Consider the following 15,738-nt stretch of genomic DNA (forward strand, 5'->3'; position numbering starts at 1 on the left):
GCCAACCTGGGTAATGCCATCTGTTCCGGGTTTTGCCTTCTAGTCCTCCGCACGGAATCTCGCGATACCCGCACTACCAGTCAGCTATACACTTCTGCCACTACGGCATGTTAGGGACTTTCACCCGTTAGAGAAAAGCGCTGCCAAGCGCACAATAAGGGGATGTGACAAAGTCACATCCCCTTATAGTAAAGCCGTTTATTTAATTTTGTTCACACTAAATCGCAAGGCAATTTGATCGTCTATCGTTACATTCCATAAATATGGATTGGTTGCTGTTGTTTTTCGGGGGATTAGTAGAACGTTTTTTAGTTTTTTTCGTTCTTCCTTACTTAACAATAGATATTGATCGTCTTCCACTTCAATGACTTCTTTTTGAAACACTCGATACTTGCCTTTTTTCACGACTTTCACTGAATCGTAGTTTGCAAATACGCGTTCAGCAAGCGAAGTATGATAGGCCCAGTCATTGGAGTGATTTAACGTTACGACTACAATTTCTTTGTCATCTTCTTTGAAATAAGTAACAAGCGTTCTTCCTGCTCTTTTCGTGTATCCTGTTTTACCAGCGATCGCTATTTCTTTATCATGTATTAAGCGATGCTTATTACTCCAACGAATATTCCGCTCTTTCGGTTGAAAGCTTTTCGCTGAGGCAATTTCTTTAAATTGCTCGTTTTGAAGCGCTAGTCGAAACATGTTTGCCATATCATATGCAGATGCGAAATGGTCATCACTATGGAGTCCCGAAGGATTCGTAAAATGGGAGTTCTTTAACCCGGCCACTTGAAATTTTTCATTCATCAGATGTGTAAAACCATCTATGGATCCACCAACATGTTCTGCTAGTGCGTACGCAGCATCATTTCCAGATTGGAGCATAAGCCCATGCAACAAGGAATTTACTGTCCACACTTCGCCAGGCTTTAAATATAAAGAGGAACCTTCTTGTGTGGCAGCGGCTTGCGAGATGGTGATTTCATCCTCTAAAGAAGCATTGTCTAAAACTGTTAAGGCCGTCCATACTTTCGTCAAACTTGCTATTGGTAATTCTACGGATTCATTACTACCTTCCAACAATCTCCCCGTTTGTACATCAATTACTGCATAGGAAGAGGAAGCTTCTACGTTACCTACTTGCCAAAATAGAAAAAACAGAAAAAATAAAGTTATTTTTTTATAAATAAAAATACTCCTCTTTAAATTATTTCTATCCTTCAAATGTTTCTTGAAACTTAGTTAAGAACAAGTCCGAGTCTTCCATCTCATCCACCGAGATATCTTCTGGAAGCGGAGGTAATGCACGAATATCCTGTAATCCAAAGTATTGAAGAAATTCCGTTGTTGTTCCATACAATATAGCTCTCCCTGTACCATCTGCACGCCCAACTTCTTTCACCAGGCCTTTTAAGGATAACGTATGTATCGGTCGTTCTGATTTTACCCCTCGAATCTCTTCAATTTCTACTCTTGTAATTGGTTGTTTATATGCAATGATCGCTAATACTTCGAGTGATGCCTGGGAAAGAGATTGTGTAGTAGGGTTTTCTACTAGCCTTTGAATACTATTTGCATTCCCTTGCTTGGTCACTAATTGGAAAGTACCAGCAAGCTGCTTAATCTCAATTCCTCGGTCTTCACTTTTTTCATATGCCTCCATCATCGCTTCAAGCGTTTCGGCAATTTGTTCTTCTGTTTCACTTGTTAAAAAAGCTAATTGTTTTTTCGTTAAGCCGTCTTCTCCACTAACAAACAATAGACTTTCAATATTACTCATCAATTTCGTCTTCGAATTCACTTTCTAAATCTTCCTTTCGCAAAAGAACAAATAAATCATCAAAATTGTTATTTTGCTCTACTTGCACAATTTGGCGTTTCATAAGCTCTAAAATGGATAAAAATGTCGTCACGATCGTGGTTTTATCCCTTGTTGGAAACAGCTCATAAAAAGATAGCCTACCTTTGTTTTGCTTTAAGGTTGAAATAACACTTTTCATTTGATCTTTGATCGATATTTCTTGTTTACTTACTCGTGTGTGTAGTGGTGCATTCAACTGTTTTCTACGTAGCATTTTTTGAAATGCACCAAGCATGTCGTATACATTTACGTCTAGCTCAAACAAAGCAAGCTGCTTACTATTTTGCAATTCACTTAAATCAGTTGGTGGTCTTGTGTAAAATAGATTACGAGTTTCCTCCATTTCTTGCAAACTAACTGCCGCTTCTTTGTATTTCTTGTATTCTATTAGCTTTAGTACTAACTCGTCCCTTGGGTCATTTATATTAATATCAAAATCATCTTCCATCTCATCATCTTGATGGATGGGAAGAAGCATTTTACTTTTAATAGATAGTAGTGTAGCTGCCATTACTAAATATTCGCTAACTTCATTTAGCTCCAAAACACTCATTGCATGCACATGCTCCATATATTGTGCTGTGATTTCCGCCATTTTAATATCATATATATCTATTTCCAAACGATTTATTAAATGTAATAATAAATCAAGGGGTCCTTCAAATGCTTCTGTTTTTACTTCATAAGACATATTACTCCACCTATTATCGGTTTTTAACATCATTATAGAGGAAAGGTGATTACATTGCATCCTACATTCCATCCTAATTTTGTCCAATTTATAAAAGAATTTAATGGTACGAAAGATTATTTTGAGTGCCATGAACTACTAGAAGACTACTGGAAGGAAGTTCCGCAAGCCGGTAAAAATCACCCACTAACAGCGTTCATCCTATTGTCCACATCTATGTACCACTGGCGTAGGGGCAATATTACGGGAGCGATTAAAACAATGAATGGAAGTATAAAACGATTCGTCGAAACTTCTCCATCTGCCTATTACGATACAATCGACTACACTAAACTTATGCAAGATACTACCCATTCTATTAGTTTAATGAAAGAAAAAAAAGCATTTCAGCAATTTACGATTGAACTAATGAATGAGCAACTAGAGAGATTAGTTGATGCGCTTGGCACTACAGCTGAAGAGGATTTACACTTTCTTACTCATAAGCATATGCTCAGAGACCGTTCGGAAATACTAATCGAGCGAGAAAGACAAAAAGAAATGCGCAAGCGCCTGTCCCAGCCCCGACAAGCAAATGGGGAATAGCGAGGAGGCAGCTCCTCAGCCACCGCAGCTATTTCACATTTGACCTCGAGGGGCTAGGCGCCGGAGTCTAGACAGAAAAAAAGAAGAGATGACTTAAAATAAGTCAATCCTCTTCTTTTTCTATTTGGCATTTTTCGAAGAAAGACTTAATCTCTTCGGTTGGTTGGATAGACGATGTATGTAAAATTGATGGGAGACTTTGAAGCATTTGTTTCCCAACACCTTCCCCGCGATGAGACGGATTGACGGAAAGATGCTGAATAATTCCATCTGTATTATTCATGCGAACGCCAACTAATCCTACTAAATCCTCACCTTTTTTCCATAAAAACAAATGCCAATCTGGATTCGTTTCATACATGTGTATCGTTTCTAGTAACTTTTTTACGTCTTTTTCATGAGGCATAAATGATAGAAGACCCATAGAAATTTTTTCGAATGCTTTTTTATACCGTAGCAACATAGTTAAAACCCTCTTTTAGTTTCATCACTTCTAGAAAATAGGAAGACTCTCATAAAATAAGATTAAAATGATCATTATAATCGTACACGACTTTTGGTCAAATTACAAATCAGCATTTGGTGCTATAAAGATCCAATATATTACTCCCCATACAATTCCTATTATTAATAACATGAGAAATAACATACGATTTGTTTTTTTCAACTTACCTTCACTCCTTTTCCATCGTTAGAGGAAGGTCAAGATGAACAATATCTTCTAGTGTTTCTCTTCTAACAGCTAATTGATGCTTTCCATTTTCCACAAACACAACAGCAGGTCTAGTTAGGCGATTGTAATTACTTGCCATGGCATAACCATAAGCACCGGTACAGAACATCGCTAAAATATCTCCTGGTTCTGCTTTTGGTAATGTAATATGTTCAATCAGCTTATCCCCTGATTCACAACATTTACCAGCAATCGTATACGTTTCATCTGCTTTTTCATCCAGTTTATTTGCAATTACTGCATCGTATAATGCACCGTATAGGGCAGGACGAATATTATCCGACATTCCACCGTCTACAGCCAAATAGTTTCGAACGTCCGGTACTTCTTTTTGGGAACCAATTGTATATAAAGAAGTTCCTGCATCCCCAACAAGCGAACGGCCTGGTTCGATCCAAATTTCAGGCATTGCAAAATCTGTTTCAGCAATTAGACCTTTAACGACCATGATCATCTCTTTTACATAAACAGAAGGTTCAAGTGGCGCATCTTCTTTTGTATACCTAATCCCAAAGCCGCCGCCTAAATTTAATACGGTACACTCAAAATCATAGTCCTGGTGCCATTCAATCATTTTTTTGATCAATTTTTCTGCAGCGACTTTAAATCCGATTGTTTCAAAAATTTGAGACCCAATATGACAATGAAGGCCAAGCAATTGAATATAATCATCCTGATGCACTTGTCCAAAAGCAAGGTCTGCTTGTCCATTCATCAAATCGAAACCAAATTTAGAATCTTGCTGTCCAGTTGTAATATAGTCATGTGTATGTGCTTCTACACCTGGAGTGACGCGTAAAAGAATGTTTACTTTTTGGTTTAGTTCTGCAGATAGTTGTTTTAATAACTCGATTTCATAGAAGTTATCTACAACGATACAGCCGATATTATGTTCAATAGCTAGTAATAATTCTTCTTTACTTTTATTGTTTCCATGGAAATGGATTCGTTCTACTGGAAAACCGGCTTTAATCGCTGTATATAACTCTCCGCTAGAAACTACATCAAGTGACAAATTTTCTTGTTTCATTACTTGATACATTGCCACACTAGAAAAAGCTTTACTCGCATAAGCAACTTGCGCAGGTACATTTTGTTCTTGGAATGTTTGGATAAATGCACGTGCACGTTCTCTTATGAGCGACAAATCATATACAAACAAAGGTGTTCCATATGTTTTTGCTAATTCTAGGCTGTCGATTCCACCTAGTACTAAATGTCCTTTTTCATTTACTGCATGTGTTGATACCGTCACCAATTAAATCGCCTCTTTTCCTCTTTCGCTATAGAAACTTTACCACATTAAAAGAGGATATTGCAATGGCATTCATGACCGCTTGCGATCGTACGATCTAGTGATAAACGGACGCTTTGCATCTACTGGCATAGGGAAACGGACTAGTATTCGCATAAATGCTTTTGGAAAGAATGGCATTAACGGCCATAAATAAGGCACATTCAAAGGTCTTAAAGACCCTACATAGAAAAGCAAGATGACCAGCGCGATAAAAAATCCATTTGCCCCTAAAAGTGCCGTACAGACTAATATAAATGTTCGAAAAATTTTCGTTGAAATACTTAGTTCATACGAAGGAATAGCAAACGTAAAGATCGCTGTAATCGCCGTATACAAAATTACCTCTGGGACAAACAACCCAACATCTACCGCCATTTGACCGATGACTAATGCCGCAATAATCCCCATCGCTGTCGATAATGGAGTAGGAGTATGAATGGCAGCAAGCCGCAAAAATTCAATCCCCACATCAGCGAAAATTATTTGCAGAAAGAGTGGAATTTCCCCAGTTTCTTTCGGTCCAAAAAAATCAAGGGCTTTCGGCAAAAACTCCGGATGCTTCGAAAGCAAATACCAAAAAGGAAGTAAAAATAAGCTTAACAAAACACCTGCCAAACGAATCCACCGTACCAGTGTACCGATTAAAGGAGCTTGCCGATATTCTTCTGCATGCTGCAAATGGTGAAAAATCGTTGTTGGAACAATAATAGCAGATGGAGATGTATCCACAACAACGACGATATGCCCTTCCAACAAATGAGCGGCTGCAATATCTGGCCTTTCCGTATATCGCACAAATGGCAATGGATGGAATCCTTGCTTAAACAACCATTCTTCCAGTGCTTTATCAGTCATTGTAAAGCCATCATGCTTTATTTGGCTTAGCCTATCTCTGATTTGCTTTAAATTATCCTCATTGGCAATACCTTTGATATACGATATTGCAATGTCTGTTTGACCTAAAGTTGATACTTGATGTAGTTCAAACTTTAAATCTGGGTCCCGAATTCTTCTTCGAATAAGCGCAGTATTTTGTACGATATTTTCCGTAAATCCATCTCTTGAACCCCTTACTACTTTTTCGTTATCCGGTTCTTCCGGATTTCTTCCTGGATAGGACCGGACATCGATTGTATAAACAGAGCCATTGTTTAAGATGAATGTTACTTGTCCACTGAGTAACGCTACTAGCCATTTCTCTTTAGAATCGTACTGGGTAATCGAATAATATGGAAAATAATGTTCAATAATATTATTTTCGTCGACTGTCCCCTCTTGTATTTCAACCTGCGCATTCGTAAGTAACTCTGTCAGAACCATGCCATCCACTAATCCATTAATATACACAAGGAGTACAGGAAACTCATACAAATGCGTATGCAAAGTGCCAAAATCGTACGATTCGTTTACACCGAATTTTTCTTTTAAGTACGATTCTGCTTCAGACATACTTGAAAATAAAGGTTTCGTTTCAATCACCTATCTTTTGCTTTTGATTGCTCTTCAAAGCCAGCTGGAACTAGCCATAACTTAAGCTGGCTTAATATTTTCTTTTCGAGTCGTGATACTTGTACTTGCGAAATACCGAGTCGTTCGGCAATGTCACTCTGTGTACAGTCTAGGTAATATCGCAAATAAATAATCATTTGTTCTCGTTTATCTAATTTTTCCACTAGCTCTCTCAGTGGAATATGGTCAAATGACTTCTCCGAGCGTTCATCTTTCATTTGATCCATTAATGTAAGTGCATCTCCACTATCATTTTCATACAACTGCTCTTGTAAGGATGCAGGATCTCTTAATGCATCGGTAGCCATGACAATTTCTTCTCTCGATACTTCTAAAATACCTGCTAGTTCAAGAATCGTTGGTTGACGTTCATGCTTTTTCAGAAAATCATCTGTTGCATGACGAATTTTAAAATTTAACTCCCGTATAGAACGACTGATCTTCACCATTCCATCATCTCTTAAAAACCGCTGAATTTCTCCAATAATCATAGGAACTGCATACGTAGAAAACTTTACTTCATACGCCAAATCAAATTTATCCACTGATTTCATCAGGCCGATACAACCAATTTGAAACAAATCCTCTAAGTCGGCTCCACGTGAAGCAAAGCGCTGCACGATTGACCAAACTAACCGAGTATTCCCTTCGATCATTTGCTGTCTTGCCTGTTTATCACCAGCTTGAGACAAGGCAATGAGTTCTCTCATTTTTTCTTGGGTTAATAAAGCCGATGTCGTCTTATTATTCATCATTAGACAATCCTGCTAGATTCTTGAATTGGCACAAATCGCTTCGTTATAGTTACAGTCGTCCCCCTATCAGGAATTGAGTATATTTCCACATCGTCGCTGAAGCTTTCCATAATGGTGAACCCCATTCCAGAACGCTCCTGCTCCGGTTTTGTTGTAAAAAGTGGCTCCCGAGCTTGACTTACATCTCGAATTCCGCGTCCATAATCCACAATGGATACAATAATTTCTCTATCTATCCGTTGTGCATGAATTTCAATTTTTCCTACTCCATCCTCTTCATATCCATGTACAATGGCATTCGTTACCGCTTCAGAAATAACTGTTTTAAATTCGGATAACTCCTCGATTGTCGGATCAATTGCTGCGATAAAACTGGACATTACCATTCTCGCTAATGCTTCATTCTCACTTTTTGCTATAAAAGATAGTGTGATCTCATTGTCCATAAACAATTCCCCCTAACTTTGACATAATTTCAATTTCTGATTCGTTATAAATGTAGGGACTTAATCCTGCAAACTGAAAAATTTTCTTCATCGTCGGTGAAGGATTGACGATGATGGTTTGTCCTTCGATTGGCGCAAGCTCACGCATTCTTCCGAGAATAAGCCCTATGCCTGAACTATCCATAAAATTTAAATCTTTTAAATTCCAAACTAATACTTTAATAGACCCATTTTTTATCAGTGGCACTATTTCATTGCGAATATCTGTCGTACTATGATGATCTAATTCACCTTTTAATCGAATAATAATAATTTCTTCTCCAACTCTTTCTACTTCATGAATCATAAAATCGCCTCCTCTAATAGCGCAATTCTACATGAACAGATGTTATTCCTTGCGCTTGACAAAAGTAGAAGAAATGATATCTTATTAGTCGATTTTCGACAAAGGGCTGCTCCTTATAAGTATGGGAAGCTTTCGTATTTTTTAATCAAAAAATAGGCATCTCGTAAAAGTTTTTATAAACCTTTACGAGATGCCTATTTGATTACGTAAATATGGAGTGTACATAGGGTTGTTGTGTGCAAACATAGGGGCGCATACATCCCAACTATGTAAGCACAAATGATTGCTAAACCCCAAGAAACGCTATTACACGAACATTGAATCATGCAGCTTTACATAAGATCATTCAGCCTTAATAACCAAGCTGTCTCTTTTGATAGTAATTGCCGATAAAATAACTACAAATTAAACCAATCAGAAAAGGAATTACAGAGCCACCTGCTTCGAACCCTGTTGAAGTTTCTTCATAAAAACTATACCTGAACAGATTAATATCAAATAAGTAGCCAATCATCAAAAGTAGACTGCTTACAAGGATAAATGATACTAAACCAACAAATATTGTTTTGATCAATACTCCACCTTCTTTCCTTACTATATTTCCCTACATTTTAACATATAAAGATATAATCATACGAATGTTTATATTAATTCCTCAATCGAGCATTTGACTATTGTATCCGCGCATATAACTTCCCTAAACGATCATTAAATTACCCTATCCGAGCATAGAGCGCCTCTGCACACAAAAAAGCAGCCAAATTTGGACGTTTGGCTGCTTTCCTCACAAATATTACATGATTTTCAATATAGACTGATTTTTCACTGGTTCAGCATCTGTTATAGAATAAGCTTCCTCGATCAATCGAACAGACTCTTCCACCGCATCTTTGTTAGAATACAGAACTGCTAGTGTATCGCCTTTTTTAACTGATTGCCCATTAAGTGCCACCAATTTAACTCCAGCGTCGAAATCTAATACATCCGCTTTTGTTAAGCGACCTGCTCCTACTAAAAGAGAAGCTTTTCCGATTAATTCCGCGTCAATCAAGCTAATGTACCCATCTTTGGCAGCTTTCACTTCGATCTCATGTTTTGTAGTTTTCGCATGAACATCCGAAGCATCTCCGCCTTGAGCAGTAATAAATTCTTCTAATTTCGCTAGTGCCGCACCATTAGAAAGGGTTTCTAACACTTTTTGCTCTGCAACTTCATCACTCACATCCGTTGCAAGTTGATACATTTTAGAAGAAATCGCTATTGTAACATCTAACAAGCCTTGTTCGCTTTCTTTGTAGTTACTTAAGAAATCATAGGCTTCCGCTACTTCTAGCTTATTCCCGATATTATGACCAAGCGGCTGGTTCATATCAGTGATAACAACTGCTACTTTTCTACCTAAACTTTCACCGATTTGAATCATTGTTTTAGCCAACTCGGATGCATGTTCTAAATCCTTCATAAATGCGCCTTTACCACATTTTACGTCAAGTACGATCCCATCCGCACCACTCGCTATTTTCTTACTCATAATGGAAGAAGCGATTAATGGAATGCTGTCGACTGTTCCTGTCACATCACGTAAAGCGTACAATTTTTTATCTGCTGGCGTTAAATTACCCGATTGACCGACAATGGCAATTTTATGTTCATTTACTTGTTTAATAAATTCATCCGCTTCCAATTCTACATGAAAGCCTTCAATAGATTCTAACTTATCCACTGTCCCTCCAGTGATTCCAAGCCCTCTACCACTCATTTTCGCAATAGGAATATCTAGGGATGCTAAAATAGGCGCAACAAGTAAACTTACTTTATCGCCAATCCCACCTGTACTATGCTTATCCACTTTAAATCCTTCAATACTGGAAAGATCAATAACATCGCCTGATTCTACCATTGCCTTTGTTAACCAAGCTGTCTCATTTTCATCCATTCCATTGATGAGAATTGCCATAAGCATCGAACTCATTTGATAATCTGGCATCTCATCTTTAGTATATTTCGTGATCATATAGTTTATTTCTTCTTCTGTAAGTGAATGGTTGCGTTTTTTCTTATCTATTAATTCAAGCATATTCATGTGTTTTCCCGCCTTAACATTTATTTTAATAAAGATAAAAAGCTTTCGCCAAATGCAGTTTTAGCAACTCCAAAGTTTTCAGAAATTGTTGCACCAATATCCGCAAACGTCATGCGGATTGGAAGCTCTTTCATTTCTTTTAATGCCGGAGAATAAACAGTTAACGGAACAAATTCGCGTGTATGATCCGTACCTGGCATTGTTGGATCATTCCCATGGTCCGCAGTGATGATAAGTAAATCTTCCTCAGTTAACTTAGGCAATACTTCTTTTAAACGTGCATCGAATTCTTCTAGCGCTTTTCCATATCCGATTGGATCACGACGGTGTCCAAAAGAAGCATCAAAATCTACTAAATTTAAGAAACTAATGCCAGTAAAATCTTTATCTAATGTCACGATAAATTTATCCATACCGTCCATATTGTCCGTTGTACGTTCAGTAGCCGTAATTCCTTCTGCATTAAAAATGTCATAAATTTTACCGATTGCTAAAACATCTAGTCCTGCATCCTGTAATTCATTCATCGCTGTGCGACCAAAAGGTTTTAATGCATAATCATGACGATTCGACGTTCTAGCAAAATTTCCAGGCTGTCCGATAAATGGACGTGCAATCACTCGACCGACTAAAAATTCCTCAGAAAGCGTCAATTCTCTTGCCACTTCACAAATATGATAAAGTTCCTCTAAAGGAACAATTTCTTCGTGTGCAGCAATTTGTAAAACTGGATCTGCTGAAGTGTAAACGATGATTGCGCCAGTTTTCATATGCTCTTCGCCTAGTTCATCTAGAATAGCTGTACCACTCGCTGGTTTATTACCAATTACTTTTCGACCTATTTTTTCTTCTAAAGCCGAGATTAGTTCTTGTGGGAATCCATTTGGGTATACTTTAAAAGGCTTATCAATGTTCAGCCCCATAATCTCCCAATGTCCTGTCATTGTATCTTTCCCAACAGAGGCTTCTTGCATTTTTCCATAATATGCAGTTGGATGTTCTACTCGTTCAATCCCTTGAATCGTGTCGATATTGCCAAGTCCAAGCTTTTGCATCTCCGGCATGTGAAGGCCATTCATTTTCTCTGCAATATGTCCTAAAGTATGTGATCCTACATCCCCGAAAGCAGCGGCATCAGGTGCCTCGCCGATACCAACGGAGTCCATTACGATAACATGAATACGTTTGAATTTGCTCATTTTTTTGCCTCCTACTATTTTCTTCTAGTTTACCAAAAATTTCAGGAATGTACAGGTCAGACCTCTGACTTATTTTATTATTTGTTGTGTACCTATTATAACAATAGTTGAAAACAAAACGAAATAAACAGCCAGCCCCCAGTAAAATAAAATACTGGATGACTGGCTGTACAATATTTAAGAACATCTTGCATCTAGAAAAATCCGCATATAATCTCCTATTACGAGACATGGTACAATTTCTTATGCTCATCAAGTAAACCTTCGTACATAGCCTCAATTGCCCTTGCAAAATAAGTGGCTGAAAATCTTTCAACTGACTGGATAGCTCCTAGCGATAAACATTCTTTTTTTCTTTCACTATCTAAAATACGATTGATAAACTGGACAAAATCTTCCGCTCCATAAAAAACATAGCCGTTCACATCGTTTTGTAATACCCCGTCTAAACAACGATCCGCTTTTGCCACTACCGGTAGCGCAGATGCTAATGCTTCAATATAAGTAAGTCCTTGTGTCTCACTTTGGGAGGCACTTATAAAAACATCACCTAACTGATAATATATGCCGATTTCATCCCAAGGTCTTTCTCCTATAAAGAGCGTTTGTTTATCGATGCCCAGCTGCTTTGTTAGTTCTTCTAAATTGTTTCTTTCTGGACCGTCACCGACAAGTACAAATTTTACACTTGCATTTTCGGCTAAATAGGATCTCAACGATAGCAATAGTTCCGCAATATTTTTTTCTTCTGATATTCTTCCGATGTACAGTAGCACTTGGTCATCGGCTTCGATTGCTAAATCGGTGCGCAAATTTTGTACAGTCGCGGATTTTTTATTAACATTGGCGAATTTTTTAAGCTCAATGCCTGTTGGCACAACAAATATCGGTCGTTCTACATTGTAAACGGACAATAAATCCCTTACCTTTTCGGTTGGAACAATCACTCGATCGACTGAGTTACAAAAGTTAGCACTTATTTTTCTAGCTGTGTTTTTTGCTATGAAATCTAGCATTCTAAACTTTACAATATAATGCGTATAATCCTCATATATCGTATGGTACGTGTGTAGCAAAGGTATATGAAATTTCCTAGCCATTGCCCTTCCGAAAATGCCTAACGAAAATTCGGTATGTGTATGAATAATATCCAACTCTAATGATTTAATAAATCTTACTAATCGAGGATGGTAAAACATTCCTAAGCGTCTTGCACTTGCAAATGGAATACTCGGCATTCGATATACATTTTTCTCATTATTGCTTGCTTTTGGATCAGTTGTGGTAAAAACGTATACTTCATGGCCAAACATTTCAAGATTTTCTTTAAGTATGAGAACAGAATTAGCAACCCCATTGATTTGAGGATAAAATGTATCGGAAAAAAGACCAATTTTCATCTTCCTTACACCTTCTTCTTTACTGATAGCTAAAGTATAAAGTTGAAATGTAAAGCATAATCGAATACTATTTATCTTTTTTGTAAATTCATCCAAACTAATGCATAAGTAGCTTTCTATATTCATTGCCTAGTTGCTGTCCTATTGTTTTAATATCTCTTTCTACCACTACTTCATAACCGCCTTCTACTAAAGATGGCATCTCTTTATCCAATATCCCTATTATTATTTGTTTAAATTGCTCCAGGATATTAGCTTTGTATACATGCTCCTGATCACGAAGCCAGTCTTCATAAATTGGAATATCTCGAATTAAAACTGGTAGCTTCATAGCCAACGCTTCCAACAAAACAATTCCCTCGGTTTCTTCATGTGTAAGAAACAAAAACAAATCACTTCCACTATATGCATCTCTAAGCTCTTCTCTACTTATATAACCAGGGAAATGTAAGTTTTGCAATTGTGTCTCTACCGCCTTTTTTACACTGCTAGATACTGTATTTAAATTCGTGTACCCAAACCACATAAATGTATATTCAGGTAGCATTTTTGCAAGTTTAACAAAATCTACAATCCCTTTTCTCTCAATAAATAGGCCTACAGAAACAATTACTTTATCCGTTTTTTTAAATTGATATTTTTCTCTGAAGCGTTTGCTATACTCCTCACGTTTTGAAAAATAGTCTAAATCGATTCCATTTGATATATGGACAATTGGCTTCTTTAAACCATAACCTTCTAGTAGTCTTTTAGAATAACTTGTCGGTGTGATGATCAAATCTCCGCTGTCATAACATCTCATGAGCCACTTTTTAAACAAAGGTGCTACTAAATTGGAGCCACGGAAAGAGTTTTTAAAATCTTCCTCCGTAGAATGAGCGTGGTATACGACCTTCTTACCGTTAGCCCTAGCAGCTTTACTCATCCATAGAGAGACTGGAAAAACAGTATTAATATGCACAATATCAAAATCTTCTAGATGATTCATCGTAAAAGGAATATTATTTTCTTCTAAAGCTTTCTGTTGATGATAGATGGCTCTCCCGACGCCGCTTTTTTCGACCAGCTTCAAATTTTTAGCATACAATAGAACCTTCATAAGCTACCTCGTCTTTTGAATTTTTAATTCATAAAGTCCATCAAATACTGTATTACCGCTGCCATTCCTAAACTATAAATTGTAATTGGTATGGGCTTTCCCAATAAAATGATAACCATGAATTTGCGCAGCTTCATCTTCGTTAAACCCGCGATATAGCAAAGCAAATCATCTGGTGCAACTGGGAATAATATAGCATAGACGAACATTCGTTCAAATCTTTTCCCTTTATTGACCCATTCTATATATTTGTCATATGATTTTTCGCGTACAACACCCTTCACAAACTGTCTACCATATCGTTTGGCAAGTATAAAAACGATCATGGAACCTATGCAAATACCAATATAGTTATATAATAATCCTAACCACGGACCAAAAATAATAACCCCAGCAACACAACCAATTGCACCAGGCAATATCGGAATAATCACTTGAATAATTTGGATCAATATAAATACAATCGGAGCCCAAATACCAAAGCTAACGATATAATCTCTAAATACCTCTGTTGAGGTAAATAACCCATTCATATATCCATGGATAACAAAAATTCCAACAGAAAGCAAACCGAGACAAGTACAAAAGTTCATGAAATGATTAGTTAAGTTTTTCCGGTCTTTAGCTTTTAACACTTCCATCGGACTGCCTCCTCTGGCCAACATGATGCTCGTTACGAAGGCATCGAAGTCGTTGCTCTTAGCCTCTGTTCCTTAGCTCTCTTGAGGCTCTTTCACTCATCTTTACATTATATTCGTTGAATGTGCCTCAAAGCATCACAGTATTGTTAAAGTATTATGATGTTTTATGGCAAGAATTTACGGAACTTTAATATTCATGGGGGAAAAGGTAATGAACTGTAAAACAGGAGAATGGGAGAAGTGTATATTGGGTATCCCCTCTTTATGTAGTAAATGCTATTTATATTTTTTTGGTTCCATCGACCAATTTATATCCATACAAACAATTTTGATGATTGACTTGTCCCTTTAAAATAAACTTCTTTTGACATAAACCATGAATTTCCTCTCATATAATATCAGAGAAGAAATATTATCATGAATTTTAATAATGGGGGATGTATATGCTTAATCAAGATCTATTTATTTTACAATTAGGCACTGGCCTGTTTTGGATCATTACATACATACTCATTATCAAACGTGGATTTCAAGATAAGAAATATGGAATGCCTATGGTAGCGATTTGTGCAAATATATCATGGGAATTCATCTTCCTATTTATCTATCCACCTGATGATCCGCAAAGATTAATCACGAGCATTTGGTTCGTACTGGACATTATTATTCTGATTCAATTTTTAATCTTTGGCCGTCAGGAATTTAAAAGATTTATATCAGCAAGGTTTTTCTATTTATCTTTTTTTCTGACACTAGGAGTAAGCTTTCTAATAATTATTGCGATGACACTTGAATTTCATGATGTGGAAGGAAAATATGCTGCTTTTGCACAAAATTTAATGATGTCCGGACTGTTTATCTCGTTATTATTAAAAAGAGGTAATTCTTGCGGTCAATCCATTTATATCGCAGTTTTTAAAATGCTAGGAACCCTATTAGCTTCTATTGCATTCTTTTTATATTTTAGAACGTACTTGATTACCATTCTCTCTGTCGCTACTTTAATTTTTGATTTGATTTATATTGTTCTTTTATGGAAGTTATACAAAAAAAGAGCTTAAGAGGGTCAGGGTTCTCCTAAATGGAAAACCCTCCT

Annotated in this window: 17 protein-coding genes; 2 read left to right on the forward strand and 15 right to left on the reverse strand. The window is 37.0% G+C overall.

Annotation, left to right across the window (positions count from 1 at the left end; translation table 11 throughout):
* Positions 1 to 198: 198 nt before the first annotated feature.
* The 3 genes from ACIP9W_RS17095 to ACIP9W_RS17105 are packed head-to-tail and all read right to left on the reverse strand — an operon-like array spanning position 199 to position 2,549.
* A complete protein-coding gene (locus ACIP9W_RS17095; protein ID WP_400791774.1) occupies positions 199 to 1,221 on the reverse strand; it encodes a D-alanyl-D-alanine carboxypeptidase family protein in 1,023 nt (340 codons plus the stop codon).
* Positions 1,211 to 1,798, reverse strand: a complete 588-nt coding sequence (gene scpB, locus ACIP9W_RS17100) for an SMC-Scp complex subunit ScpB (RefSeq protein ID WP_400791776.1) — start codon at positions 1,796 to 1,798, stop codon at positions 1,211 to 1,213. Before scpB ends, ACIP9W_RS17095 begins: the two co-directional genes overlap by 11 nt.
* Positions 1,770 to 2,549 (reverse strand): segregation/condensation protein A, encoded by a 780-nt coding sequence (locus tag ACIP9W_RS17105; RefSeq protein WP_400791778.1) that lies wholly within the window; start codon positions 2,547 to 2,549, stop codon positions 1,770 to 1,772. Before ACIP9W_RS17105 ends, scpB begins: the two co-directional genes overlap by 29 nt.
* Positions 2,550 to 2,594: 45 nt before the next feature.
* On the opposite strand from ACIP9W_RS17105, the gene ACIP9W_RS17110 reads away from it, so the two are divergent.
* Entirely contained in the window at positions 2,595 to 3,134 is a 540-nt protein-coding gene (locus ACIP9W_RS17110) for a DUF309 domain-containing protein (protein ID WP_400791781.1), read from the forward strand.
* Positions 3,135 to 3,237: 103 nt separating this feature from the next.
* Here ACIP9W_RS17110 and ACIP9W_RS17115 read toward each other — a convergent pair whose 3' ends face one another.
* The 12 genes from ACIP9W_RS17115 to ACIP9W_RS17170 form a co-directional block, all read right to left on the reverse strand.
* Complete coding sequence (locus ACIP9W_RS17115; RefSeq protein ID WP_142537249.1) at positions 3,238 to 3,597, reverse strand: GNAT family N-acetyltransferase; 360 nt, start codon at positions 3,595 to 3,597, stop codon at positions 3,238 to 3,240.
* A 211-nt stretch (positions 3,598 to 3,808) separates the two neighbouring features.
* Entirely contained in the window at positions 3,809 to 5,125 is a 1,317-nt protein-coding gene (lysA, locus tag ACIP9W_RS17120; RefSeq protein WP_400791784.1) for a diaminopimelate decarboxylase, read from the reverse strand.
* A 69-nt stretch (positions 5,126 to 5,194) separates the two neighbouring features.
* Complete coding sequence (locus tag ACIP9W_RS17125) at positions 5,195 to 6,613, reverse strand: spore germination protein (RefSeq protein ID WP_400792118.1); 1,419 nt, start codon at positions 6,611 to 6,613, stop codon at positions 5,195 to 5,197.
* A 26-nt stretch (positions 6,614 to 6,639) separates the two neighbouring features.
* Positions 6,640 to 7,428, reverse strand: coding sequence for a SigF/SigG family RNA polymerase sporulation sigma factor (locus tag ACIP9W_RS17130; protein WP_373287579.1), 789 nt, complete (start codon positions 7,426 to 7,428; stop codon positions 6,640 to 6,642).
* On the reverse strand, positions 7,428 to 7,874 hold the full coding sequence (gene spoIIAB, locus ACIP9W_RS17135) for an anti-sigma F factor (RefSeq protein ID WP_142537251.1): 447 nt from the start codon (positions 7,872 to 7,874) through the stop codon (positions 7,428 to 7,430). The genes ACIP9W_RS17130 and spoIIAB overlap by 1 nt, the downstream gene beginning before the upstream one ends.
* Positions 7,864 to 8,220 carry an STAS domain-containing protein gene (locus ACIP9W_RS17140; RefSeq protein WP_142537252.1) on the reverse strand — a complete coding sequence of 119 codons (357 nt, stop codon included), beginning with the start codon at positions 8,218 to 8,220 and terminating at the stop codon, positions 7,864 to 7,866. The genes spoIIAB and ACIP9W_RS17140 overlap by 11 nt, the downstream gene beginning before the upstream one ends.
* Before the next feature lie 352 nt (positions 8,221 to 8,572).
* Entirely contained in the window at positions 8,573 to 8,794 is a 222-nt protein-coding gene (locus tag ACIP9W_RS17145; protein WP_400791788.1) for a hypothetical protein, read from the reverse strand.
* Between the two features lie 219 nt (positions 8,795 to 9,013).
* A complete protein-coding gene (locus ACIP9W_RS17150; RefSeq protein WP_400791790.1) occupies positions 9,014 to 10,303 on the reverse strand; it encodes a thymidine phosphorylase in 1,290 nt (429 codons plus the stop codon).
* Between the two features lie 20 nt (positions 10,304 to 10,323).
* Positions 10,324 to 11,502 carry a phosphopentomutase gene (deoB, locus tag ACIP9W_RS17155; RefSeq protein WP_400791793.1) on the reverse strand — a complete coding sequence of 393 codons (1,179 nt, stop codon included), beginning with the start codon at positions 11,500 to 11,502 and terminating at the stop codon, positions 10,324 to 10,326.
* Positions 11,503 to 11,723: 221 nt separating this feature from the next.
* Positions 11,724 to 12,902, reverse strand: coding sequence for a glycosyltransferase family 4 protein (locus tag ACIP9W_RS17160; RefSeq protein ID WP_400791796.1), 1,179 nt, complete (start codon positions 12,900 to 12,902; stop codon positions 11,724 to 11,726).
* Between the two features lie 97 nt (positions 12,903 to 12,999).
* The gene (locus ACIP9W_RS17165) at positions 13,000 to 14,001 is read right to left on the reverse strand and encodes an LTA glycolipid anchor biosynthesis glycosyltransferase, IagA/BgsA family (RefSeq protein ID WP_400791798.1); all 1,002 of its coding nucleotides are present in this window, start codon (positions 13,999 to 14,001) and stop codon (positions 13,000 to 13,002) included.
* 23 nt (positions 14,002 to 14,024) lie between these two features.
* Positions 14,025 to 14,642, reverse strand: coding sequence for a TVP38/TMEM64 family protein (locus ACIP9W_RS17170; protein WP_400791801.1), 618 nt, complete (start codon positions 14,640 to 14,642; stop codon positions 14,025 to 14,027).
* Between the two features lie 443 nt (positions 14,643 to 15,085).
* On the opposite strand from ACIP9W_RS17170, the gene ACIP9W_RS17175 reads away from it, so the two are divergent.
* Positions 15,086 to 15,703, forward strand: a complete 618-nt coding sequence (locus ACIP9W_RS17175) for a transmembrane-type terpene cyclase (RefSeq protein ID WP_400791803.1) — start codon at positions 15,086 to 15,088, stop codon at positions 15,701 to 15,703.
* The last annotated feature ends 35 nt before the right edge of the window (positions 15,704 to 15,738 follow it).

This window comes from Psychrobacillus sp. NPDC093180 (genome assembly GCF_044754065.1).
Classification (GTDB): domain Bacteria; phylum Bacillota; class Bacilli; order Bacillales_A; family Planococcaceae; genus Psychrobacillus.